Source organism: Desulfovibrio gilichinskyi, assembly GCF_900177375.1.
Taxonomy (GTDB): domain Bacteria; phylum Desulfobacterota; class Desulfovibrionia; order Desulfovibrionales; family Desulfovibrionaceae; genus Maridesulfovibrio; species Maridesulfovibrio gilichinskyi.
Genome location: NZ_FWZU01000002.1, coordinates 543986 through 568026, shown reverse-complemented (window position 1 = coordinate 568026; position 24041 = coordinate 543986). Strand labels below are relative to the sequence as shown.

The 24041-nt window shown below is 40.9% G+C and carries 23 protein-coding genes and 1 tRNA gene; 15 read left to right on the top strand and 9 right to left on the bottom strand.

The window, feature by feature from the left end; genetic code table 11:
• Window positions 1-145 precede the first annotated feature (145 nt).
• The 4 genes from B9N78_RS07480 to B9N78_RS07470 all read left to right on the top strand — a co-directional run bounded on the left by B9N78_RS07480 (window position 146) and on the right by B9N78_RS07470 (window position 2587).
• Window positions 146-526 carry an ArsR/SmtB family transcription factor gene (locus B9N78_RS07480; protein WP_085100659.1) on the top strand — a complete coding sequence of 127 codons (381 nt, stop codon included), beginning with the start codon at window positions 146-148 and terminating at the stop codon, window positions 524-526.
• The gene (locus B9N78_RS07475; RefSeq protein ID WP_425429857.1) at window positions 526-1683 is read left to right on the top strand and encodes an SO_0444 family Cu/Zn efflux transporter; all 1158 of its coding nucleotides are present in this window, start codon (window positions 526-528) and stop codon (window positions 1681-1683) included. The genes B9N78_RS07480 and B9N78_RS07475 overlap by 1 nt, the downstream gene beginning before the upstream one ends.
• A gap of 48 nt (window positions 1684-1731) precedes the next feature.
• Window positions 1732-1887, top strand: coding sequence for a hypothetical protein (locus tag B9N78_RS18145; RefSeq protein ID WP_170921393.1), 156 nt, complete (start codon window positions 1732-1734; stop codon window positions 1885-1887).
• 157 nt (window positions 1888-2044) lie between these two features.
• On the top strand, window positions 2045-2587 hold the full coding sequence (locus B9N78_RS07470) for a hypothetical protein (protein WP_085100653.1): 543 nt from the start codon (window positions 2045-2047) through the stop codon (window positions 2585-2587).
• 19 nt (window positions 2588-2606) lie between these two features.
• Here the strand turns inward: B9N78_RS07470 and B9N78_RS07465 are convergent, their stop codons facing one another.
• From B9N78_RS07465 to B9N78_RS07455, 3 genes are read right to left on the bottom strand one after another with little or no spacing between them, the layout of a single operon-like run.
• A complete protein-coding gene (locus B9N78_RS07465) occupies window positions 2607-3626 on the bottom strand; it encodes a glycosyltransferase family 2 protein (RefSeq protein WP_085100650.1) in 1020 nt (339 codons plus the stop codon).
• A complete protein-coding gene (locus tag B9N78_RS07460) occupies window positions 3623-4546 on the bottom strand; it encodes a PP-loop family protein (RefSeq protein ID WP_085100648.1) in 924 nt (307 codons plus the stop codon). Before B9N78_RS07460 ends, B9N78_RS07465 begins: the two co-directional genes overlap by 4 nt.
• A 5-nt stretch (window positions 4547-4551) precedes the next feature.
• The gene (locus B9N78_RS07455; RefSeq protein WP_085100645.1) at window positions 4552-4749 is read right to left on the bottom strand and encodes a hypothetical protein; all 198 of its coding nucleotides are present in this window, start codon (window positions 4747-4749) and stop codon (window positions 4552-4554) included.
• A 454-nt stretch (window positions 4750-5203) separates the two neighbouring features.
• Between B9N78_RS07455 and B9N78_RS07450 the strand changes: the two genes are divergently transcribed.
• From B9N78_RS07450 to trpS, 4 genes are all read left to right on the top strand, one after another.
• Entirely contained in the window at window positions 5204-5566 is a 363-nt protein-coding gene (locus B9N78_RS07450) for a response regulator (RefSeq protein WP_085100642.1), read from the top strand.
• Between the two features lie 148 nt (window positions 5567-5714).
• A tRNA-Trp gene (locus tag B9N78_RS07445) sits at window positions 5715-5791 on the top strand.
• A 36-nt stretch (window positions 5792-5827) separates the two neighbouring features.
• Window positions 5828-6466: a site-2 protease family protein gene (locus B9N78_RS07440; RefSeq protein ID WP_085100639.1), complete on the top strand. Its 639-nt coding sequence runs from the start codon at window positions 5828-5830 to the stop codon at window positions 6464-6466.
• A 23-nt stretch (window positions 6467-6489) separates the two neighbouring features.
• On the top strand, window positions 6490-7485 hold the full coding sequence (trpS, locus tag B9N78_RS07435; RefSeq protein WP_085100636.1) for a tryptophan--tRNA ligase: 996 nt from the start codon (window positions 6490-6492) through the stop codon (window positions 7483-7485).
• A 122-nt stretch (window positions 7486-7607) separates the two neighbouring features.
• Here the strand turns inward: trpS and B9N78_RS07430 are convergent, their stop codons facing one another.
• The 3 genes from B9N78_RS07430 to B9N78_RS07420 are packed head-to-tail and all read right to left on the bottom strand — an operon-like array spanning window position 7608 to window position 10220.
• Window positions 7608-8375, bottom strand: a complete 768-nt coding sequence (locus tag B9N78_RS07430; RefSeq protein WP_085100633.1) for an aminotransferase class IV — start codon at window positions 8373-8375, stop codon at window positions 7608-7610.
• Window positions 8372-9676 carry an anthranilate synthase component I family protein gene (locus B9N78_RS07425; protein ID WP_085100630.1) on the bottom strand — a complete coding sequence of 435 codons (1305 nt, stop codon included), beginning with the start codon at window positions 9674-9676 and terminating at the stop codon, window positions 8372-8374. Before B9N78_RS07425 ends, B9N78_RS07430 begins: the two co-directional genes overlap by 4 nt.
• Window positions 9642-10220 carry an aminodeoxychorismate/anthranilate synthase component II gene (locus tag B9N78_RS07420; protein WP_085100628.1) on the bottom strand — a complete coding sequence of 193 codons (579 nt, stop codon included), beginning with the start codon at window positions 10218-10220 and terminating at the stop codon, window positions 9642-9644. The genes B9N78_RS07425 and B9N78_RS07420 overlap by 35 nt, the downstream gene beginning before the upstream one ends.
• Before the next feature lie 247 nt (window positions 10221-10467).
• Here B9N78_RS07420 and B9N78_RS07415 point away from each other — a divergent pair, with 247 nt between their 5' ends.
• On the top strand, window positions 10468-11628 hold the full coding sequence (locus B9N78_RS07415) for a pyridoxal phosphate-dependent aminotransferase (RefSeq protein WP_085100625.1): 1161 nt from the start codon (window positions 10468-10470) through the stop codon (window positions 11626-11628).
• Window positions 11629-11774: 146 nt separating this feature from the next.
• Window positions 11775-12107, top strand: coding sequence for a hypothetical protein (locus B9N78_RS07410; protein ID WP_085100622.1), 333 nt, complete (start codon window positions 11775-11777; stop codon window positions 12105-12107).
• Between the two features lie 86 nt (window positions 12108-12193).
• On the opposite strand, the gene icd is transcribed toward B9N78_RS07410, so the two are convergent.
• Window positions 12194-13339, bottom strand: coding sequence for an NADP-dependent isocitrate dehydrogenase (gene icd, locus B9N78_RS07405; RefSeq protein ID WP_085100619.1), 1146 nt, complete (start codon window positions 13337-13339; stop codon window positions 12194-12196).
• 485 nt (window positions 13340-13824) lie between these two features.
• Complete coding sequence (locus B9N78_RS07400) at window positions 13825-14709, bottom strand: flagellin N-terminal helical domain-containing protein (RefSeq protein ID WP_085100616.1); 885 nt, start codon at window positions 14707-14709, stop codon at window positions 13825-13827.
• Between the two features lie 878 nt (window positions 14710-15587).
• On the opposite strand from B9N78_RS07400, the gene B9N78_RS07395 reads away from it, so the two are divergent.
• Window positions 15588-18119, top strand: a complete 2532-nt coding sequence (locus tag B9N78_RS07395; RefSeq protein WP_085100613.1) for a PAS domain-containing sensor histidine kinase — start codon at window positions 15588-15590, stop codon at window positions 18117-18119.
• Between the two features lie 3 nt (window positions 18120-18122).
• On the opposite strand, the gene B9N78_RS07390 is transcribed toward B9N78_RS07395, so the two are convergent.
• Window positions 18123-19244, bottom strand: a complete 1122-nt coding sequence (locus B9N78_RS07390) for a glycoside hydrolase family 3 protein (protein WP_085100610.1) — start codon at window positions 19242-19244, stop codon at window positions 18123-18125.
• 172 nt (window positions 19245-19416) lie between these two features.
• Here B9N78_RS07390 and B9N78_RS07385 point away from each other — a divergent pair, with 172 nt between their 5' ends.
• The 4 genes from B9N78_RS07385 (at window position 19417) to B9N78_RS07370 (ending at window position 23904) form a co-directional block, all read left to right on the top strand.
• Window positions 19417-20034 carry a D-sedoheptulose 7-phosphate isomerase gene (locus tag B9N78_RS07385; RefSeq protein WP_085100607.1) on the top strand — a complete coding sequence of 206 codons (618 nt, stop codon included), beginning with the start codon at window positions 19417-19419 and terminating at the stop codon, window positions 20032-20034.
• A 38-nt stretch (window positions 20035-20072) separates the two neighbouring features.
• Entirely contained in the window at window positions 20073-20699 is a 627-nt protein-coding gene (locus tag B9N78_RS07380; protein ID WP_085100604.1) for a LysE family translocator, read from the top strand.
• 221 nt (window positions 20700-20920) lie between these two features.
• Window positions 20921-21358, top strand: coding sequence for a hypothetical protein (locus B9N78_RS07375; protein ID WP_085100600.1), 438 nt, complete (start codon window positions 20921-20923; stop codon window positions 21356-21358).
• Between the two features lie 137 nt (window positions 21359-21495).
• Entirely contained in the window at window positions 21496-23904 is a 2409-nt protein-coding gene (locus B9N78_RS07370) for a methyl-accepting chemotaxis protein (protein WP_085100596.1), read from the top strand.
• The last annotated feature ends 137 nt before the right edge of the window (window positions 23905-24041 follow it).

Genomic DNA, 24041 nt, shown 5'->3' with positions numbered 1-24041 from the left:
TATATAATTTTAATCAATCCGGCAAATCATTATATTACTATGTGCATGATTCAAAAATTTATTAACTATTTTTAGCTTGACCTTTTTACCTTAAATATTAACATATGAACAGATGATCATACATAAACACTTAAAGGGTATTAATATGACTGACGACACAGACTCATGTTCCGGACATTCCCCGCATCCAGAAGACATTGCTGCAGTTAAAAGCACAATGTGCTCCAAACGGACGATGGAGGAAATTGCTGAAACTTTTAAAATCCTCGGTGAACCTGTAAGAATCACAATTTTACACGCACTCTCGATACGAGAACTATGCGTATGTGACCTTGCAGAGATCTTGGACATGAGCCATTCCGCGGTTTCCCACCAACTCAGAATTCTTCGGGCTGCACGAATGGTTCGCTTTGAGAAACAAGGAAGAAAGGCTCTCTACAGGCTTGATGACAGCCATGTAGAAACAATCATTCAAACTGCGCTGGCGCATCTCACTAACGAAGGGTGCGGACAGGAGATAAAATGATCGATATATTGACTAAAATTTTATTTGAATCATGGAATGTGCTGCTTCAATCAGCACCTTTTATGCTTTTTGGTTTTTTCGTTGCAGGACTTCTCAAAGCTTTTGTCGGACCTGAATTCATTTCTAAAAATTTAGGCTCCGGCAAAACATCGGATATTTTCAAAGCATCGCTTCTAGGCGTTCCCATTCCGCTTTGCAGTTGTGGTGTAATCCCAGCGGCGGCGCAATTAAGGCAGCAGGGAGCAAGCAAAGGAGCCACAACCTCATTCCTGATTTCTACCCCGGAAACAGGAGTTGACTCAATAGCTGTAACATATGCCCTGCTCGATCCTATTATGACAATTTTAAGGCCGATTGCAGCCTTTATTACTGCCGTAATTGCCGGAATAATGGTTGATAGAGATGAAAAAAAGAACGGTCACACCTCTCCGATAATACCTGATGCGGTTCTTTTTCAACATGACCATAATCACGGACACGCTCACGATCACAACCATGATCACTCCTACGATAAAGAACAAAGCTGTTCAGAACCTGATAATTGCTCAAACTGCAACTGCGGAAAAACCGAAACCCCTGTGACGTTTATGGGCAAGATCTCAAATGGAATGAAATACTCATTCGGCAACTTACTGCAGGACATAGGAGCATGGTTTATTTTCGGTGTTATTCTGGCTGGAATATTCGGAGCGCTCATTCCTGACGGGTTTATCGAGAGAAATCTCGGAGACGGCTTTCTGCCGTTATTGATCATGCTTGCAGCGGCGGTCCCTCTCTATGTCTGCGCAACAGCATCTACTCCGATTGCGGCAGCACTTGCTCTTAAAGGACTTTCACCGGGAGCAGCTTTGGTATTTCTGCTTGCAGGACCGGCCACAAACGCAGCTTCATTCACGGTTGTTGCCAAGCTTCTGGGTAAACGTTCTGCTTTTATCTATCTTGGAACAATAATTGTTTGTTCACTTGCTCTTGGCATGCTGACAAACTGGATGTACTATTCACTTGGACTCAGCATAACCGATTGGGTCCAAAGCGGAGCTGAAGATGTTCATGGATTATTCTACACAATCAGCGCGATTATTTTAATCGTATTGCTTGCTGTTCCACGCATAATCTCGATTATAAGCGGAAATTCAGGATCAGCTCATTCTCACTGAAAGACTTAATAAGAAGATCAAAAATTTAACGGGACAAAGGAGTAGGCCATGACAGGTGAAGTCGTTGAAGGTGCCATTATAATGCTAGTCATTGTGTTTGCGATATTTCATATGGTCCGCAAAAGTTCCCGGAATATTTTCGAGGAAACAACCTCACACCAAAAAGAACCTGCCAAAAATGCGGATTGCAAAGATAGCGAATAACAGTTCCGGCACAAACCAAAAAATGAAGCCCTCTTGTTATTGTATAAAGAGGGCTTTTTCAAACATGTCTCTCTGCTTCAATTATCCACACTTGTTGCTGGTTAAGTAAAATGCTATCACTGGTAAAATTAAAAAAAATCAACTTTCAGGACACTTAATGGACGACAGTACCGCTGCAATAGAAAAACAGTTAGATGAACTCCGCGGCACGGAAGATTTTATCGGATTCTGTGCTTTTGATCTTTTTCTTGATGATGATGAAAACAGGAGAAAAGACGGCGTTCTTAAAATATCACGCCATAACCATACGCCTGAAACAGGCTTTCTTAAATTCACATTTATTGTGGATGTTTACGGTGATAAATTAATTAGAAAGCAGGTAAGCGAACTATTTGCGTCATTTCAGGATAATAGCGTTAATTCTGAGATGGACCCTCATTTTATGTATATCCGCCCGCCGGAGCCGACTACTCCAAAAGACAAGGCTTGGTTTATCGGAGAAGTTTTTTTCCATTTCGATTCTGCAAAAGCTGTTTCGAAAGAAAATGTTCTGAAATTTTTTATTCCTTTCCTTACACTACGGTTGCCGGTTGAATTCAGTGATCTTGAATGGTGGGATTCTGCATCGGATGAAAACGATATTCCGCAAAAAAAATCCGCAATCAAAACAATCACGGATTTTATCAGAAGCAAATTTTAATCTTACTTCAAAAAGCTAATCAGGCCACCAGCAAATAATCCTTACCCATTACGTATCCGCGAGCGTTGAGAAACCGCGTCACCTCATTTTTTGCGCCGTGACTTGCCACATATGACAGCAGAAAGACTTCACCCGGAGCAGGTAGATCATCACGATGAATCACCGCTATACCATGAATATTCTGCCCAACCTTGCGCGGGTCGACATCTACAAAAAAAGCTGTTTCAACTCCGAATTTTTCAAGCATGCCATAACGTTTACGGGAGACTCTGGTTGAACCGATAACCCCGACCCTTGGATGATCAGGATTATTCTTTTTCAGCCAGCGATAAAGATACTCGCTCTTAATGCGGTAAAAAGCATCCACAGTATATTTGGGATGATTTCTGGAAATACGATCTGGCGGATCATTCCAGATTAAAAGCTCTTCATCAACCTTTTGCATCAGCACTCCTGCCTCAAGCCAGCGAAGCACCAATTCGTAATCTTCAGGAAAATCTCCATCGCGAAAAGAGCCATGCACGTCAACCAGCGCACTGCGCATCATTATAGATGGATTAGCAAAAGGGAATTCAACAAAACGGTTCAGTGATATTTCGGAAGATTCAACCAGAGTATTAATCCAGTCAACATAATGAGCATATCCTCCGCATGTAGCGCGGTCTCCGCCGAAAACGACAAGGCTTCCTGTAAGCCCAACATGAGAATTCTGAGCTAAAAGATCCGCTTGCTTTTCAATACGCGAAGGCATTGCCAGATCATCCGCATCCATCCGGGCGAGGAATTCCCCCTGTGAAAGGTCAATCGCAGCATTTGCAGCCCCGACAACTCCTTGGTGATCTAAAAAGAGAGGTTTAACGCGAGAATCAAGAGCAGAATATTTTTTAAGAATTGTAGCGGTCTGATCACTTGAACCGTCATCGACCGCTACTAATTCTAAATCTTTAAATGTCTGACCGAGAATACTCTCAATGGCCAGCCCTACGGTTGCTTCGCAATTGTAGCAGGGCATTGTCACTGAGACTTTCGGAGCGATCATCTGGCTTCCGCAGCTAAAGCTTCATCAAGCTGTTCGCGAATTCTGCATACACCGCATATTCCGACCGAAGTAGGACAACCGCACTTAGTACAAGGCACAACTTCGTACTCTTTCTTTTTATGATGAATAGCAGCAAACGCAGGCTGGCCGCGCTCAAGAAAGCCTCCGTAAAAAGCTCGCTTAGAACCGGGACTGCGGATTTCCTGATTTCGCCAGATCATCTTATGCCCGGTAAAACTTGCACCGGAACTGTAAGGACATGGCAGATGATGATAGGGAATCCCTTTAAGAAATGAAAAGTTGGCTGTTTCGAATTCTGAAACTCTGTAAAGAGGCTTAACCTTCTTAGCAAACCCGTTCTCGGCAGGTAAAAGCGGACCCTGATCAGACAGATATGCTTGATCCCAGCGTAATGTATTGGCAAAAAGCCTTGCTACTTCATCATCAAGATTATGCCCGGTAGCCAAAGCGGTATACCCGTCTTCAAGTGCAACTTTATTGAAATAGTGCCTTTTAAACTTTCCGCACACGGAGCAGATAGGACGGTTGATATGCTTTTTGATCAAAGGCATGGGAGTTCCTTCTTTTTCAAGCTCCACTACCTTTAGCGGGTACCCCTTGTCAGCGCAGAAATCTTCGACAACAGATCTGGCTTTTTTAGAGGAATCAAAAATACCAAGATCAATATGAAGACCTGTGACATTATACCCCAGCTCGGCAAGGGCATACATAAGACCAAGGGAATCTTTACCACCCGAAAGAGCTACCAGAACTTTATCATCAGCTTCAAGCAGCTTGCGTTTTCTTATTCCTTCCGAAACCTGCTTCATGAAAAACCGATCATAGCAGTCTGGACAAAAAGCCGTATTATGACTGGGCAGTGCTACAACTGCCTCTGCTTTGCAAACTTTACATTTCATATAATTTACCCGACTGAGACAACTTTTCTCAAAATAATTTCATCGTCTTTATTGATTTTACGATCCTGAGTTAAGAGCTCGCCGTCTCTTATCACCAACGCATCCGTGTAATGAAGATTATACTTATTAAGCAATTGCATCGCCGTATTGATCTTCGTAAAAGTGACTATTTCATCTTCAGGCTGAAGTAATACCTTAACCATCAGCAGCCTCCTTGATTTATTCATTCAAATTTAATTATTACCTAGGACCAAAGGAGTTATCTCTTAACCCTGATTTCATCAAGCTTTTCGCTATTTAAATTCAAAATCAGCTAACTCTTTTAACGATAAATTAAAAAATTGACTTTACCGTAAAATTTAACAGGCAAAACTTTTCTTTTATGCTATGGTGCAACTAAGAAGTGAAAAAATAGTCGCTTCTAAAAAAGGGCAAGTACAATATATTTAATTAATAATTACACAGTTTGCCTTAAGCAGGAGAACCAATTAACATGCTTACAATTAACATTTTCACCTTATTAAATTTTGTAGCGGTCACATATCTTTTTATCAACTTTAACAACAAATCATTCGAAAAAATATTTATTAATGTTGACCGGAACTCGGATGTTGAACTAAAGTATTAAAGTGAAACATGACTTTGAAGGAGTTCAAAATGGCTCAACCTACTATTTTAGTCGTTGACGATGAAAAACATATTCGTATGCTTTACAAGGAAGAACTGGTGGCCGAAGGATATCAGGTTGCGACCTCTGACGGATCCGAAGATATTCTTGAAGTTATAAACAGAGAGGCTCCCGACTTGGTGATTCTTGATATAAAATTAGGAATCAATCGGTCAGGACTGGATCTGCTTCAGGAAATCAGGAGGCAGGACCAAAAACTACCTGTAATTTTAAGCACCGCATATGACAGCTTTAAGCATGATTTAAAATCAATTGCTGCTGATCATTATGTGGTTAAATCTGTCGATTTGAGTGAATTAAAGATGAAGGTCGTCCAAGCTCTCAGCCATTAAAAAGCTCTGGATCAAGAGTAAAATAAACATTTTTACTAATCTTTTTAAGGAGTCTGCTAAAAACAGGCTCCTTTTTTTCTTGCCCATGCATAAAGTTCATGATAGCAACCACATGAATTCTTCGTCAGGGAAGTAATTCACAAAATGCAGGCCAGTAGTTCCAACGGCTAGAACGCCGGTCTCCAAAACCGGATGCTGGGGGTTCGAATCCCTCCTGGCCTGCCATTTTATCCTTCTTCAAATAGCGAACAAAGGACACCAATGTTCGACATCGCAAGCATAATCAAAGAGCTGAGTATACTGGCTCTACCTTTTCTTCTAGCAATAACATGTCATGAGGCTGCCCACGGATACGTGGCATGGCTGCTCGGTGATCCTACGGCTAAAGATGCAGGAAGGCTTACGCTTAATCCTTTGCGTCATCTCGACCCACTCGGAACATTGGCACTGGTTCTTACCCGCATGATCGGCTGGGCTAAACCTGTTCCTGTCAATCCATCCTACTTTAAGAATCCTCAGCGCGGAATGATGCTTGTCTCTCTGGCAGGACCTGCCGCAAACATGATCTTAGCAATTATATTTGCTATGATACTGAAAGGTATTTTCGCCATTGATCTGAGAAGCCTTTCTCCGATCATGCTTAAAGTTCTTGAACCGACAGCACTGATTGCAAAAACAGGTGTTATCATCAATCTGGCTCTTTGCTTTTTTAATCTGCTTCCGCTACCACCTTTGGACGGCAGTAAAATTGTTGCCGGTTTTTTGCCGAGACAAGCAGCTTACAAATATCTTTCGTTTAGATATGGATTTGTTATCGTTATCCTTCTGGCAGTCTTAGGGCTCTTAAGCAAATTCATCAGCCCGGTTATAATCTTTTTTTATAATCTGCTGCTCAGTTAAATCATTAACCTCACTATTGGACCATGAGTAATACAAACAATCGCATCGTTTCGGGAATGAGACCTACAGGCCGTCTTCATTTAGGACATTATTTCGGAGTACTAGTAAACTGGATTAAAATTCAGGAAGATAACGAATGTTTCTTCTTTGTTGCCGACTGGCATGCCATGACCAGTGAATACTCTGACCCCAGAAGAATCAAAGGATTTGTTCCGGACCTTGTTAAAGACTGGATTGCCGCAGGACTTGATCCTGAAAAGTGTACAATTTTCCATCAGTCTCAGGTCAAAGAACATGCGGAACTGCATCTGATTCTTTCCATGCTGACTCCGGTCGGCTGGCTTGAAAGAAATCCGACCTACAAAGAAATGCGCCAAGCTCTCACTCAGAAGGACTTGGCTACCTACGGTTTCCTTGGCTACCCGGTACTCATGGCTGCCGACATTCTCATGTATAAGTCGACGCTTGTACCTGTTGGACAGGACCAGTTGCCGCACCTTGAGCTGGCCAGAGAAATTGCCCGTAGATTTAACTATCTCAACGGAGAATTTTTCCCGGAACCTGAAGCAATGCTTACAGCAGATGCAAAACTCCCCGGTCTTGACGGTCGTAAGATGAGCAAAAGCTATAACAACGGAATTTTCCTCGGCGAATCAGCCGACGAAATGCGCCCCAAAGTTATGACCATGCTCACAGATTCCAACAGACTGCGTAAGGCTGATCCTGGCGATCCTGAAATCTGCAACCTGTACCCTTATCACAAACTGCTCACCGGAGCAGACAAGTGTGCAGAAATTGAAGCCGGCTGCCGGGATGCATCTTGGGGCTGCGTTGACTGTAAAAAGCTTCTGGCTGACAACATGGCTAAATTCCTTGAGCCTATGCATGAAAGACGCGCTAAACTCGACGAGAACCCCGACATCGTCTGGCAGATTCTCGCTGAAGGCACTGCAAAAGCCCGTGCTAGAGCACAAGAAAACATGGAAATTATCCGTGAAAAAGTCGGGTTTAATTTTTAATTAAATAAGATTTTATTTCCATCAGATTCTTTTAATACAGAACAATTAAAAGCCCTTTTACATAATGTAAAAGGGCTTTTCTTATTAGCTCGAGGCTCAGATTAAAATTCTTAAGAAATGCTTTAATTCAGTTCTAAAATTATATCTGAAATTTTCCGGGACGTTTCATGTTCAGTATCAAAAACAACATCCCCGATAGCTGAAACCGGAATCATTCCACCAAGTGTGTTTAGAGCAAACACATAATCAAATTCATGCACCGATTCTAACAAAACCGGCTTAGATTCGATTTTTAAATGCTTAGCGGCTATCTCTTGTGAAGTTCCCGGTAACTTATAATAAGTCTGCGGTTCAATGTACATGTCTCCCTTCTTAAAAAGAAGCGAAGCAACTGATGATTCAAGTACCCTTCCTTCAAAATCAGTCAACACCGCATCATCAAATCCTGACTCATGAGCAGTCTGCCACGCATACAGATAATCCATTCTGTTCATTGTTTTATGGCGCATAAGTCCTGTCAGAAAAATATCTTTTGCTACCATAAGCGACCATATTCTCTCAGGATCATGTTCAAATAAGACGGCTGTAATAATAGGAAACGTTTTACTTTTCTCTACAGGGAAAAAGATATTTACTCGTGCAAAACGCCCTGTAAGCGCATTAGCCTCAATGACCTCTGAAATAATTTTCTCATAATCTATTGATTCTTCAAAGACGCTGAATTCTTTTAGACTTACTCGTGCACGTTTAAGATGTAGATCAAGATGACACGCTTTTCTCCCGTTCCAAGCTATAGTTTCAAAAAAACCGTATCCTGTTCTAAAAGCAGGTTGCGACAGGTCCATATCTACTAAATCTTCTACAAACTTCCCGTTTCTATAATAAATCACGAGTCCTCCGAGATATGCTTTTGTGGATGTAAAATCTTTCCGGCTTTGGCAAGCGTTTCTAAGTATTCATCTTCAGGGTCAGAATCTATTACAATACCACTTCCTGCCCAATAGGTGAGATTCTTATCTTTCAGATTGTAAACAGCAGTTCTGATTGCAATTGATGAAATCATATTCTGCGAGCCTTCAATCAAAACGATACTTCCACAAAAAGGACCGCGGCTATGAGGCTCAAGTTTTTCAATCAGCTCCATAGAACTCTTCTTGGGGCAACCAGTGATAGACCCGCCCGGAAAAGCATTAAAAAATAAATCCAGACAATCACGTCCTTCGGCAAGTTCTCCGCGAACACGGCTGAACATCTGGAGCAGATTATCAACCGCAAACACCGATTTGTGATCTTCAACTTTAACTGAACCATATTTACAATCAGAAGAAATATCATTTCTGACCAAATCGACAATCATGGATAATTCAGCATCTTCCTTCGGTGACGAAGTTAACTCTTTTTCAAGCTCAGCTGAATATTCCTCAAAATGAAGAGTTCCCTTAATAGGCTCAGACAGCACATGACCATTTTCAACACGTAAAAATAATTCCGGTGAAGTGGAAATTATCAAATCTTCACTACTTTTAAACATAGCATAGTATGGGGCAGGAAATTTCTTATTAAGAGTGAAGAACCATAGTACAGGATCAATATCCACATCCTTAATACGGAACATTGTAGACAAGTTAAGCTGATATGTAAGACCATCGCGGATGTGTTCAAGAGTTTTGCGAACTCCGTCCTCATACCCTTTTTTATCAAGTGACATGGTTACTGCGTGATCAGAAAAACCCGGCAATTCAATATCAGTAATCTGACCTGCGCTCAGTGCCTGCTCAGTAATAAAAGCAATAAAGGAATTATCATCGCACAAACATTTAACGCTTCCGTCTACTTCATCATGAACAAGCACAGCCTTGTACTTTTTAAGATGAACAAACGGATATTGTGTATGTTTTATAGTTTTAACTGATCGCAAAACCTGACCGCAGTCATAACTGACATACCCTATACTGGGTTTGCTATCTGAAAAAGCGAAAGCTTTAACTTCATGCTCAAGAGTTTCGACTATTAATTCATCAGTAAGAATAAACTCTTCGTCAGGCAAAATCCCGATAAAACTTCGCCCGCAATGTCCAAATCCCGGAGAAGTCAAAAGAACATCTGCATTCTGTTCTCTTACAAAATGAAGTGCTATTTCCCGGAACCTGTCAAAGTTAATTAATTCCGAAAAAATTGAGGGCGTAGCCAATAAAAACTCCAGCTTGCTTTGTTAAAAATGATTCAGGATGAAATTGATAAGCCAGCAATGGACGCTTATTATGAATGATAGCCATAGGCACTCCACAACTGTTTGCGGCAACCACTTCCACCCCTTGCCCGACGACATTACAATATAGGGAATGATATCTGGCTACGGCTATGTTTAAACCGTTAAAATCAATATCCTCAGCTCTGCCATGAAAACAGCCAGTCAGGCGGGAAGTCTGACCGCCGAAATGTTCATTTATAATCTGCATCCCCAAACATATGCCCAATATGGGCTTTCCAGAGTCAATCACAAAATCATACCCGGGATAATCCTGAGGTTTTCCGGGCCCTGGCGAAATTACTATCAGGTCAAATTCATCAAGATTGAATGACTTTTTATTATGTTCACAATCAGCTTTTACGGTGCATGGTAGAATTTTAGAGTATGAAACGACAGTCACTTCAGCATGGTTAATTTCATTAACCAACAAATGTTCAAGATTATTAGTAAAACTATCGTTGTTATCAATAAGAAGAATTTTCATTACTTGCGCTGTACCATTAAGAATATTTGATTGTTTGAATCGGTAGCGGACTAGTTACTCCTGCAGCCGCACATGGGCAAGATCTATGAGGTCAGCAGATTTATACTTAAATTTCAATTAAGCTTGATAGATGTCTTATTGCGCTTCGCCTTATGAGGCTGTATAAAGCGTTACAAATGCAGCAATGCTATTGAAATAATTATCACACCACATATACGGCTGAGAGCTGTTTAATAAGGAGTCTATCATGGAATGTATTTCCAAACGAGCTTGTGAGATCACACCATTTTTAGTCATGGACGTTCTGGAAGCAGCGCAGCAAATGGAACGCGAGGGTAAAAATATAATCCACATGGAAATCGGTGAGCCTGATTTTGATACACCTGAATGTATCAAAAAAGCCTGCTGTGAAGCTCTCGATAAAGGCGAAACTCACTATACTCATAGCCTTGGAATTCCTGAACTGCGTCAGGCAATCAGCAAATATCACAAAGACAGATATAACGTTGACGTTGACCCTGGCCGCATAATTGTGACTCAGGGCACCTCCCCTGCCATGCTTTTACTCTTCACCTTTATTCTTGATCAAGGCGACAACGTCATCACATCCGATCCATGTTACGCCTGCTATGACAACTTCATAAAATTTGCCGGAGCTGAATCTGTAAAAGTTACTATCAGCGAAGAAGACGGATTTCAGTTCCGCCCTGAAGAAATTGCCAAAGCCATAAACAAAAAAACAAAGGCGATTTTAATCAATTCACCATCCAACCCCACAGGTACGGTTCTTTCACCTGAGCGTATGAAAAAAATTGCGGACCTCGGCCCTTGGATCATTTCAGACGAAATATACCATGGACTAGTTTACGGCGAGCAAGAACATTCAATTCTTGAATATACAGATCACGCCTTTGTGCTGAACGGTTTTTCTAAACTATTCGCCATGACCGGATGGAGACTCGGCTACATAATCGCACCTGAAAAGTACATCCGCCCAATGCAGAAACTTTGTCAGAACTTTTTTATATCTGCGAACTCAATGGCCCAGTGGGCCGGAGTAGCCGCCCTCACCGAATCTTGGGGTGATGTTAACCGCATTAAAGGTATTTACGATCAGCGCCGCAAATTTATGCTCAAACGTCTTCGCGAAATCGGATTTGATATCAAAGTTGAACCGACCGCAGCTTTTTATATACTGGTCAATATGAAGTCTTTTGCTGAAAAATTTGAAGGGAGTTCTTACAAACTAGCTTTTGATATTCTCGAAAAAGCCCATATAGGAGTGACTCCCGGGGTTGATTTCGGACAGGGCGCCGAAGGTTACATAAGATTTTCGTATGCCAACTCAATTGAGAATTTAGAGGAAGGCATGAACAGATTTGAAAAGTATGTAAAAGAATTTAAATAGGTTAAACATATAACTGAAATAAAATAAGTTCTTGGCGCTAGCTCATTTAATACTATTATAACCTCATTTATAATCTGGCAAACTTGACTTTACACAGTCGCGTTAATAGATAATCCAGATACCAAATTTGTTATATTAGGAAAAAAATGAAAAACTTATTAATTACAGCTTTTGCTCTCATATCAATTTTGACAGCGGGTCCAGCCGCGGCAATCACTATAAGAAATTCCTGCACTTTTCCAGTTGCCGGATCTCTTCGCTACAAAGATACCAAAGTAATGTTTGCCCAGTTCAGATTGATACCAGGTCAAAAGGTTCATCTTGGAACAGGTATTTCAGATACCAAACTTATTCTGCGGACCATTGCTGATAACGGACTGGACACAGCCGCAAAAATAACAACCACAACGCTAGATTCTCCTGACTGCTACATTGAACTTAAGCACACAAAGGAAGGACTTGAAGTCAGCGTAGAGTAGATTTTTACCTTCATTCACCTATAGAAAAAGCCCTCCTGATATATATCAGGAGGGCTTCATTTTTATTATGTGCCGATTCTACGTGACTACAGGTTAGCGAGAATAATCTCACCAAACTCTTTACAGCCGACAGTTGTCGCTCCGCTGATCTGGCTTGAAAGGTCAACAGTAACCTTTTTAGCAGCCAAAGATTTTTCAACAGAGTTTTTAATCAAATCAGCAGCTTCATGCCAACCGAGATGTTCAAGCATCATCGCACCGGAAAGAATCAAACTACCGGGGTTAGCCATATCTTTACCTGCGATAGTCGGTGCTGTTCCGTGAGTCGCCTCGTAAAATGCGAGAGTATCACCCATATTAACACCCGGAGCAAGACCGAGACCGCCGACCTGAGCTGCAAGAGCATCGGAAAGATAGTCACCATTAAGGTTTGTTGTAGCCAGAACGCTGTATTTTTCAGGGCGCATAAGCAGTTCCTGAAACATAGCATCGGCGATGCGGTCATTAAGTATCACTTTACCTGTGGCTTCTTCGCCTTCTTTTACTACTTTTCCGACATAATCTTCCGCAGCAAGATCATAACCCCACTGACGGAATCCACCCTCAGTGTACTTCATGATATTACCCTTATGGACCAGAGTTACTGACTCACGGTTATGTTCAAGAGCAAAATCAAGAGCTCTGCGAACAAGACGTTTTGAACCAGCAGGAGTGATGGGCTTAATGCCTATTCCGGCGGAACTGTCAATTTTAGCACCCATTTCACCGACTAAAAAGTCGATTACTCTTTTTGCTTCTGCAGAGTTAGAACTCCACTCAATCCCGGCATAAACATCTTCTGTATTTTCACGGAAAACAACGATATCGACAAGGTCAGGTCTTTTGACAGGAGATTCAATACCTTTGAAATACTGGATAGGACGTATACAGGCATAAAGATCAAAAGTTTGACGGATAGTAACATTTAATGAACGGAAACCTTTTCCGACTGGAGTCTGAAGGGGGCCTTTCATAGCTAAATCAGCTGTTTTAAGCGTATCAAGAGTTGTCTGCGGCAAATACTCGCCAGTTTCTTTGAAAGCTTTTTCTCCGGCGAGCAGCTCTTTCCATTCTAAAGTATTAGCACCGGCATATGCTTTTTCCAGCGCAGCGTTAATAATAGGACGTGTTGGTCCCCAAACTTCAGGACCAATACCATCACCTTCAATGTAATATACTGTTCTTTTAGACAAAACGATCTCCTTTGGTCGGTACACAGCTTAAGTTCAAAGCCATACAAGTGGATGTGCTACGACGCAATACGCAGAAAGAGAAGAGATGAAGCACTGCGAATCACGTCAGAGCTGATAATATGCGGGCAACAAAATGAAGGGCTGCTTGAAAAAGAATATTTAGCGGGATTTCCCGGCAAGAAGATCAAGTCAGTTTCAAAAAAGTTACACCAAATACGCCGTTTGCGCATGATGCCGTTTTTTTGTACGCATAGAAGTGTAAAATAAACACTCTTCTGAATATGATTAGTTGTAGTAAACGGACATCTTTAACCCGGCAAGGCCGGATTTAGAGGTCGTTATTAGGTCAAAATTGCAAAAAAGTAAACGTCTAAAAGACTGCAAGACTATATATTCAGCGGATTGTTAAAAAAGTAACAATAGAAATACGAAAAGGGAAGCCCGCGTAAGCGGACCTCCCCTTCTGAGTTAATCACTCACTGATGTTAGCCACCAATGAGCTGCATTGCCATTCTAGGCATACCGTTAGCCTGTCCGAGCATTGCCACTGCGGCCTGAGTTAAGATCTGGTTCTTAGTGAACTCAGTCATTTCAGTCGCAACGTCGACATCAGAGATGCGTGACTCTGAAGCCTGAACGTTTTCTGCCTGAACCGAGAGGTTGGTAATAGTGTTTTCCAGTCTGTTCTGGAGAGCACCTAGATTTGCACGGATCTTATCCTTGGATATGATCGCATTATTCAACTTATCAAGAGACGCCTGAGCCAGAGCCTGTGTGGAGATTGAGTTATTAGCTGCAAGTCCGACACCAAGGGCAGAAGCGGTAGAAGTATTGATAGATACGTAGTAATAGTCTTCAGCACTATCGTTACCTGAACCGAAATGGACCTTGACAGGACCGGTAGAGGTAAGTCCGTTACCATTATGAGCGGAGTTCGCACCTGACAAGTTACCGTTAAGAAGATGAATTCCGTTGAAGTCAGTTGCATTAGCGATACGGGTAATTTCTGAAGCCATTGCCTGATATTCAGAGTCGATGATAAGACGCTGGTCAGAGTTATAAGTACCGGTAGCTGCCTGAGTTGCAAGTTCCTTCATGCGGATCAACTTTTCATCAATGACACCGAGAGCGCCGTCAGCGGTCTGGATCATGGAGATAGCATCGTTAGCGTTACGAATACCCTGGTTCAAAGTCTTAACATCAGCACGCATAAGTTCGCGAATTGCGAGACCGGCTGCGTCATCTGCTGCTGTTCCGACACGGAGACCTGAAGACAGTCTGCGGGTTGATACACCAAGACTGTTGTAAGCACTACCAAGGTTACGGTTAGCATTCATTGCCATCAAATTGTGATTAATTACGAGCGACATAATAATTCCTCCTTGAATTATTTCAGAAAGTACGCCTAAGTGGTTCCATCCACTTCGAGCTTCTAACTAGTTGACAAACTTAAATAAATTACTTCGAATTTACTTCATACAATACCCTCCGGAACAGTTAGACTGTCGTAGCCAGCGGCTACCAAGTCCGGCAAAAACCAACGTCGCTTAGAGGACATCACTTAGCACTACCTGCAATCGGACTCACGCAGGTGTCCGTCTGATCTTTCCACAAATGCGCGGGAATCCTTTATGAATCCGCGACTCTTCGCAGGCATAGCCTTAAACGGTGTTGATTCTCACATGTCCCACATGGGAAATATCTCTATGCGAACGTGTCCGCACATTACCAACCTCCGAGAATCTTCATCCGACTTATTGCTCAATCATGCCCACTTTAACGCCGTTCTTTTTTCGAACTTTCTCCTTTGTCAGTTGATTGAAACTCTTATCTGCAAAAGCCATTGCAATGGTCATGCCTAAAGAAAGATTAATTTAACAATTCTAGATTTATACAACCTTAACATTTTGTTTAGATTGCATTTTTAGACATATATAAAAATGAATAATACTTAAGAAATGGGGTATAAGGCACAGATGCGGAAACTTCTGCCCGTTTGAAACGGAAAAAGATTCCTCCCTTAAGCGGACGAATGCGGATATTGGACTTAAAAAGCAGAGGAATGTTGCAGTTTATTAAAACACAATTAATCAAAGCAGTTACATTGATACACCGCAAGAAAATCTTTACAAGGTGCAGTTTGATGATCTACCTGTAAAAAGAAATTGAACTTGCATAAGTAGGGGTAACAGGATCTTTTAACCGACACTTCTTCTAATATTTTAAAAAACTAAACAGTTTCAGCATAATGAAAATCAGAAGCATACATACGCTCAGCAAACGCATACGCAATTACCTTTCCTTTTTACTTATAATTTCCATTATGGGCTTATTACTTTCACTTATGCTTTTCTCTTGGATGATTAATAACGAAATAAATGAAAAAGCTGACACATGGGGAACATACTTCTCTAATAGAATTGATTTCATTGAAAAGATAATGCAGTCGAAGAATTCTCTTGATTATGGTATAACCTCTATACTCAGAGTTTCAACGCAAGGAGAGATCTTCAACAGCAGACCTTATCCTGTAGAAAATCCAGATATATCAGATTCTTTTTTATTTAATAAAATTAAAGACTATGCCCCCGGACAATCCTCTTTATTCTCAGGAAACGGACAAGACAAAACCCAACTCTATTTGGTCAAACGGCTCGATAATTCTTTTATAATTTTGGAACTCAATTCTGAAGATCTAATCCCGGTCTCACCGCAGGAAACAGAACTTTTCATATTTAATAACGACAATAACTGTATTTTCCATACAGGGGACCTTCACAATCTTCACTATGAAAAACTGCATAGAATAATGATATCTTCACTGCACATATTTACCTCAGCCGAAAGACAAATTGATAAAGCCGGCTTAGTTACAATTATTGTTGCAAAAGACATTTCCAATGAATTTTATTGCGTTTTGCTGTTTATATTTCTTGCTATTACTACCGTCATTATAATCCTTAAAAGATCTACGTTTCTAACATGGGATCTTGCAGATACGGAAAAAGATTTTGCCCGCATAAGAGAGCTGCTCGCCGATGTATCAATGCCGCCGGTTCAAAAGCTAACTCATCTACATGCCATAGAATATGCTGCTGAAAATATAAGGAAAGTTGACTGGAACGCTGAAGTTGAAAAAATGTCTTTTATTGAAAACCGTGAGTACATTTTTACCGCTGCTTTTTTTGCCGGTAACATATTGCAATTACTTGATGAAGTTGCGGTTCATTCAAAAGATCTTTCTAAATCAAGACAAGAATATAAAGACTTAGTTCAAAGAGCTCACAGCATAATTCTCAGAATGGATCTGAAAGGGAATTGCACTTTCTTTAATGAATATGCGCAGTCATTTTTCGGATTCTCTCAGCAGGAAATACTCGGAAAAAGTATTATAGGAACTATTGTAACTGCGACTGAAAGCGGAGACTCAGACCTTGAAAATTTTATATTTAAAATGCTTGAACATCCCGAGGACTTTCCGAACAAAATAAATCAAAATATCCGTAAAGACGGGCATAAGGTATGGCTTTACTGGTCAAACAGCCCTGTTTATGACGACGAAGGAAACGCGATTGAAATCCTTTCAGTCGGTACTGATATAACTGAGCGCAAACGTGTTGAACTGGAACTGCAGCAAACAAGAAATTACATAAAGGACATCATAGATTCGATGCCGTCGCTGATAATCGGAGTCAACAGTGAAGGAGAAATCATTCACTTTAATTCAAATGCAGAAAAAAGATCTACAATAGCGGCAAACCGACTTCTCGGGGAAAAAATAGGTGAGGCTTTTCCAGCTCTTACAAAATACTCATCACATATTGAAAAAGCCATCGAGACAGGAATACCTGAAACAGAAATTCGCTCACCATATGGTCAGGACGGACAAAAATTTCAAGATATCATGATCTACCCGCTCAGCGGAGATATTAAGGGAGCAGTTATACGAATTGATGATGCAACAGAACGGGCCCGAATCGAAGAAATGATGATTCAGACAGAGAAAATGATGTCCATCGGAGGTCTTGCGGCAGGAATGGCCCACGAGATTAACAATCCGCTTGGGGGGATTCTGCAAGGCATTCAAAATATTGTCAGAAGACTCTCTCCTGACCTTGCTCCTAATACACTGGCCGCAGAAAAAGCCGGATGCAATATAGACTCGATAATCGCATATGTAGAAGACCGTAAAATCATTAATATTATAGAAGGAATTACTGAAGCTGGAGTTCGCGCGGCTGAAATAGTTTCGCGCATGCTCGAATTCAGCCGTAAGAGCAATTTCAGCAAAGCATCCTGTGACATCAGAGATCTAATCGATAATTCTCTATCCTTAGCTCTGCAAGACTATGACCCTAATAAAAAGCATGATTTTAAAAAAATAAAAATAACTAAAGATTATGCAGAATCATTGACTCCGATTTTTTGCTCCAAAACCGAGATTGAACAAGTCATACTCAACTTACTTAGAAACTCTGCGCAGGCAATGTTTGACTGGGATGACATGACGGTTACGCCTGAGATCATTATTAAAACTTCAAATTTAGGCAACATGATAAAATGTTCTATTTCTGACAATGGGCCTGGAATGGACCACGATACCAGAAAAAGAGTTTTTGAACCGTTTTATACTACAAAAGAGCCCGGAAATGGTACCGGGCTTGGTCTTTCTGTTTCATATTTTATAATTACACAAAATCATAAGGGAACTCTGAGTGTACATTCCTCTAAAGAAAAAGGGACTACATTTACAATCATGCTGCCAACTATACAGAACTAATATTTAAATTAGATGATAACGACTCTTAAGATTCATTATCCTCTTATATGATTGTTTTATTCGCTCTTCAGAAATACTGCCTTCACGGACAAGTTCTTTAAGCACTTTAACAGCTTTAAATCCTAATCCAGGTTCATATATGAGATTATTTCCAAATAACAATATATCAGCTCCGGCATTTACAGCTTTAAATACACTGTCTTTAAACCCATATTCACCGCTCACAGCCTGCATCTGCATATCATCAGTAATAATAACACCCTTAAATCCAAGCTGTTTGCGTAAAATTCCAGTGATAACAGCACGAGAAAGAGTTGCAGGATATTTTATATCAAGGTTCTTGTTATAGATATGAGCTGTCATGACCATGTCAACCTTATGACTTTTAATAAGCCTGCGAAATGGAATAAGCTCTTCGTTTGACCACGAATCCGTTACATCGGTAAAACCTTTATGACTGTCTGCGGTGGAACTGCCGTGACCAGGAAAATGTTTCAAGCAGGAAATGACTTTTTCAGAGTGCAAACCATCGATAAAACTTCCGGCAAAATCAGCGACAATTGCCGGATCATCAGAAAAACTCCGCTGCAATGCGGCTATCACCGGGTTTGCAGCATTACGGTTCACATCCACAACCGGAGCAAAATCTACATTAACGCCGACTTTGCTTAAAGTTTTTCCTATAATTTCACCGGCTTTAACGGCGGCGCTCAAATCACCGCTGTTCCCTAATTCCGCAGCAGAAGAAGTTGCTGGAAAACCTCTGTCGGCGGCAAATCGGCAAATCAGTCCACCTTCCTGATCCGCTGCAATAAAAAGCGGGATACGGGCTTGAGTCTGAAGTGAAGCCGTCAGTTCTTTCACCTGTTTGTAATCAGCAATATTTCGCTCAGTGCTGTTCAGCGCACAGTCTTTACTGAAAAGAATGACCCCGCCGATGCGAGCATCGCGAATATCCTTTACAATCAAGCTGTCAGCTTTGGCCTCCATCCCTCTGAATCCGACCATAACCATCTGGCCGATCATTGCATCCAAATCAGAAGAAGGCGCGGATATATTTTTGGAACTACATCCCGCAAAACCGATAATGAGTGAAAAAAATGCAAAAAATAAAAACTTATTCACAGGTATATACTCCGCAAAGATTGTTTTGATCTGTTAACTAATATAAATAATTACTTTATATATGATCAATGTTTTACAAAAGCCGAATCACGCATATTGCCACACGGATTTATTTCCTATAAACGGAATTCACCATACGGATTAAAAATCAAACTCCCAATAAGGAAAATATATGTCCCAGACAGCTCTGCAAAAGGTACTCGATCACGCCCGCTCCGGCCTTGAAGTAAGAGAAGCCTTTTTTGAACAGGACGCTCAGTCAGTTGTTGAAATATCCAGAGCCATGGCTGTCCGCCTTGCTCAGGGATCGAAAATTTTATTCTGTGGCAATGGCGGCAGCGCGGCTGATTGTCAACACCTTGCAGCTGAACTGGTGAACAGGTTTAAACTTGAACGCCCACCATTACCCGGACTTGCCCTTACTACCGACTCATCAATACTCACGTCAATTGGAAACGACTATTCCTTTGATATGATATTTGAAAAACAGGTTGCAGCTTTAGGAGCACCCGGAGACGTACTTGTCGGCATCAGCACTTCCGGCACAAGTCCGAATGTGATAAGAGCATTGAAAGAAGCGAAACGGAAACAGATGGTGACAATCGGCATGACCGGCATGAGTTCAGGTGAAATGCTTCCTATTTGTGATCACATAATAAGCATTCCAAGCAAAGACACAGCCATTGTGCAGGAAGTTCATATTGCTGTCGGACATCTGTTCTGCGAGCTTATCGACCATTTTCTTTTTGAAGCAGTTTCAGAACTGGAGCCATACCTTATTTCAGAATAATTTTTTCCAGAATAATCGTGTTCGTTGAGGGATATAAAATGGATGGACTGACTCTTGCTTTTATTCCGATTGTTGCAATCTTAACCGTCACTCCCGGCTCTGATACAATGCTGGTTGTTAACAATACGCTGACCCGCTCAACATCAGACGGGCTGTGCACCGTGGTTGGCGTTAACGCGGGGCTACTTGTCCACGCGATGGCATCGGCGTTCGGTCTGTCCATGATTCTCATGAACTCTGCGACTGCATTTGAATTCGTCAAAATGGCCGGAGCCCTCTATATAATTTACCTTGGAATACAATCACTGCGGCGTAGCAGAACTGACTCAGAAGAATTACAAGTCATCAACAACGGCTCTAAACGAAATTTTACATCATCTGTCCGCGAGGGATTTCTGACAAATGTTCTAAACCCCAAAGTAGCTGTATTCTATCTTGCACTTCTGCCGCAATTTATATCCCCTGCTGATAATATTATTGAGAAATCTTTTTTACTTATGAGCATTCATATCTGCATGGGAGTTATGTGGCTTGGTTCGTTATCCCTGACTCTTGGAAAAATGCGCCCGCTTATTTCCGGAAGTAAATTCAAAAAAAGACTCGAAGCTCTCTCCGGTGTAGTCTTTATCGCGCTAGGATTAAAAATTGCCCTATCCAAAAATTAGGCAAAACAGCCAAGAAATTTATTTTATTGAATCTCTTGGTTTTAACAAATCCATCCTAATTCATTTTATTAATCTCCTTATCTTCAAAAAGAATCACTTAGTGAGTTCACTCCTCCATTTTTCGCCTTTCATAAAACTTTGCTACCTTATGTAATCAGTTTTACTGATAAGTTTAGACATGTCACTTGCCTACCAAAGACGCTGGTGATACCTTTTGAACAATGAGTATATTTTATATTCCAAACTATTCTCCCGTTAAAAAAAACTTGCTGATTGTCGGAGCATTTCTTTTCTTATGCGCCCTGTACGCTATTCCATACCAAGAAATAAGAATTGAACGGATCAGAGCATTTGGAGAAAGTGAAACAGTAGGAACAGTGATTGAAAAAATAAGCGTTAATCATCATGAGTTGCAATCTTCTGCCGACCCAAAAGTCGAACATTTTATACGGTATCAATTTATTGACCCGCTTGGACAGACTCAGGAAAAAATCGCCGGCATCCCCGACAGACAATGGCAGGCCCTCTCCGGCGGTGATAGTATCATTGTATATTATGCTAAAGCAGCTCCAAGAATATCGCGTGTAAAAAACGAAAAGGAAAGTAACGTTATTAAGCTTTTGTCAAAAATATCACGACCATTACATGAAAGTAATTAAAAACCATTAAAATTTTGGTATTATCATCAAACTATGAATTTAATTCATATATTAATTGATAATTTTGACTATTATTTGTAAAGAGTACATTGCAGATTATACCATGCAAGTTCATAACCTTGGATCAGGAGTTATGCGTGTTTAAAAAATTATCTTTTCAAGCAAAACTGATGCTTGGAGCCGTCGCAATAGTTATGGCAACCATCATATCTATGACGACAATCAACCTGTACAAAGTTCAGACATCTTTGAATATATTAGGCGAAACGTCCATGGCTTCAATTGCGGAAGGCGTTCACTCTCTTATGGAAATGCAAAATGATATCATCCTTGATAAAGTCAAAGCTGACATTGATATCATGGATAAACGAATATTTTCGTTAGGATTTCCAAAACTTAATAAACGTGCTCCTCTTAACGTAACAATTACTAATCAAGTAACAAAACAAAGCGAAAACGTAACTATTCCCTCTTTAGAATTCGGTGGAATAGTTATGAACGGATCATTCGATATAGTTGACGATCTGCAAAAAACAGTAGGCGGAACGGCTACAGTCTTTCAAGTTCTACCTGATAAACTTTTAAGAGTTTCCACTAATGTTTTAAAGACTGACGGAAACCGCGCAACAGGAACATATATTCCTTCCAGCAGCCCAGTCTATAAAGCTGTAATGGAAGGTAAAACATATTACGGTATGGCATATGTAGTAAACGGATGGTACATTACTGCCTACAAACCTTTACAAAACCTTAGAGGGAAAATTGTCAGTGTGATATTCGTAGGGCGCAAAATTATAACCCCTGCGTTCGAAAAATCAGTAAGCACTGCTAATGTCGGTGGGACGGGTTATGCAACCATTTTCAATAAGAAAGGTGAAATACTTCTCCATCCCACAATGAAAGGTAATAACTTATCTGGTGAACCTTACTGGGACAAATTTGAACAAGCAACTGATGGACTTGTCCGCTATACTAAAGATGGAAAAGAAAAAGTTGCCTTCGTCACTCTCTTTAAACCGTGGAACTGGTCCTTCGCATTCATAATGAATAAAGAAGAGATGACTCATGGTGTTGATAAAGACATTTTCATTACCAATATAGTCATTGCAGTTATAGCCCTTTTCGTCTCAGTGATTATCCTCCTGCTCCTTATTAAATACACGACAAAACCGCTGCACAGCCTTTCAAAATTCACGGCTAAAGTATCAAAAGGCGATTACGATTCAGATCTCGAATATGGAGCAGATGATGTTGTAGGTGAAACGATTGCTTCGGTTAAAAGCATGGTTTTAGAACTCAAACACAAACTTGGTTTTTCAAGTGGTCTGCTAAACGGTTTAACACTTCCATGTGTAGTTGTAGACCTTGATGAAAATATCACTTTCATCAACCAACACTTGCTTGATCAGTTCGGCTATTCCGGAACACTAAACGAGTATATTGGAACCTCCGTCCATAATTTGCTGAATCATTCGACTATTACTGAGACCATCGCAGATTGCATCCGTAATAATCAGAACAAGACAAATATCGAAATATCCGCAGAAAATAAAAGCGGCAAACAGTTCTTTGCAGTAATAGACATTGCGCCGTTGCATGACCTTGATGGCAAACTTATCGGCGCATTCATGATTATGAATGATGTGACAACCATCAAAGAAAACGAACAGGCTATTACTGCACAGAGTGAAAAAATTGCAGAAACTGCGCGCGAAGCTGACGGCATATCCGATCAGCTTTCCTCCGCCGCAGAAGAACTGGCTGCACAGGTTGAGCAATCACGCAGAGGTGCTGAAACTCAGCAGGCAAGAGCAAGTGAAACAGCAACTGCAATGGAAGAAATGAACTCAACAGTCCTTGAAGTTGCCCGCAATGCAGGTGAAGCATCCGAAAATGCAAAAGTAACTAAAGCTAAAGCGGTTGAAGGACAAAATTTAGTAGGCCAGGTAGTTATCTCTATAAAAGCTCTTGAGACAAATTCTGAAGAACTTAGGTCAAGCATGGAACAGCTTGGAGTTCAAACCGAAGCGATAGGCTCTGTAATGAATGTTATTACCGACATTGCAGATCAGACAAACTTATTGGCACTTAATGCAGCGATTGAAGCAGCCAGAGCAGGTGAAGCAGGACGTGGATTTGCAGTTGTTGCGGATGAAGTCCGTAAGCTGGCTGAAAAAACCATGGATGCCACAAAACAGGTCGGCGAGGCGATTAAATCGATCCAAACCAGCACTCGCACAAATATCACGGCAACGGATACTGCTGTCGGATCTATTGTTGAATCGACTGACCTTGTAGCCAAATCAGGAAAAGCTTTAAATGAAATAGTTGATATGGTTGAAGCGTCCGCTGACCAGATTCACGGCATAGCAACAGCCGCGGAACAGCAGTCCGCAACAAGTGAAGAAATCAACAGAGCAACTGAAGAGATTAATCAAATATCAGCAGAATCTGCTCAAGCGACAGAACAATCAGCGGAAGCCATTGCAGAGGTAGCCAAACTGGCATCAAAAATTAAGACACTCATCAGGAATATGCAGTCTTAATTTATCACTCTATAAAATCTAAAAAAGGCGAATTTCTAATGAAATTCGCCTTTTTTTATAAATAATAAAATACTTGTATCAAATCAAATATCCGCACCTCTTTATATGAGGAGAGGCGGCTTTTCCAATTTAAACCT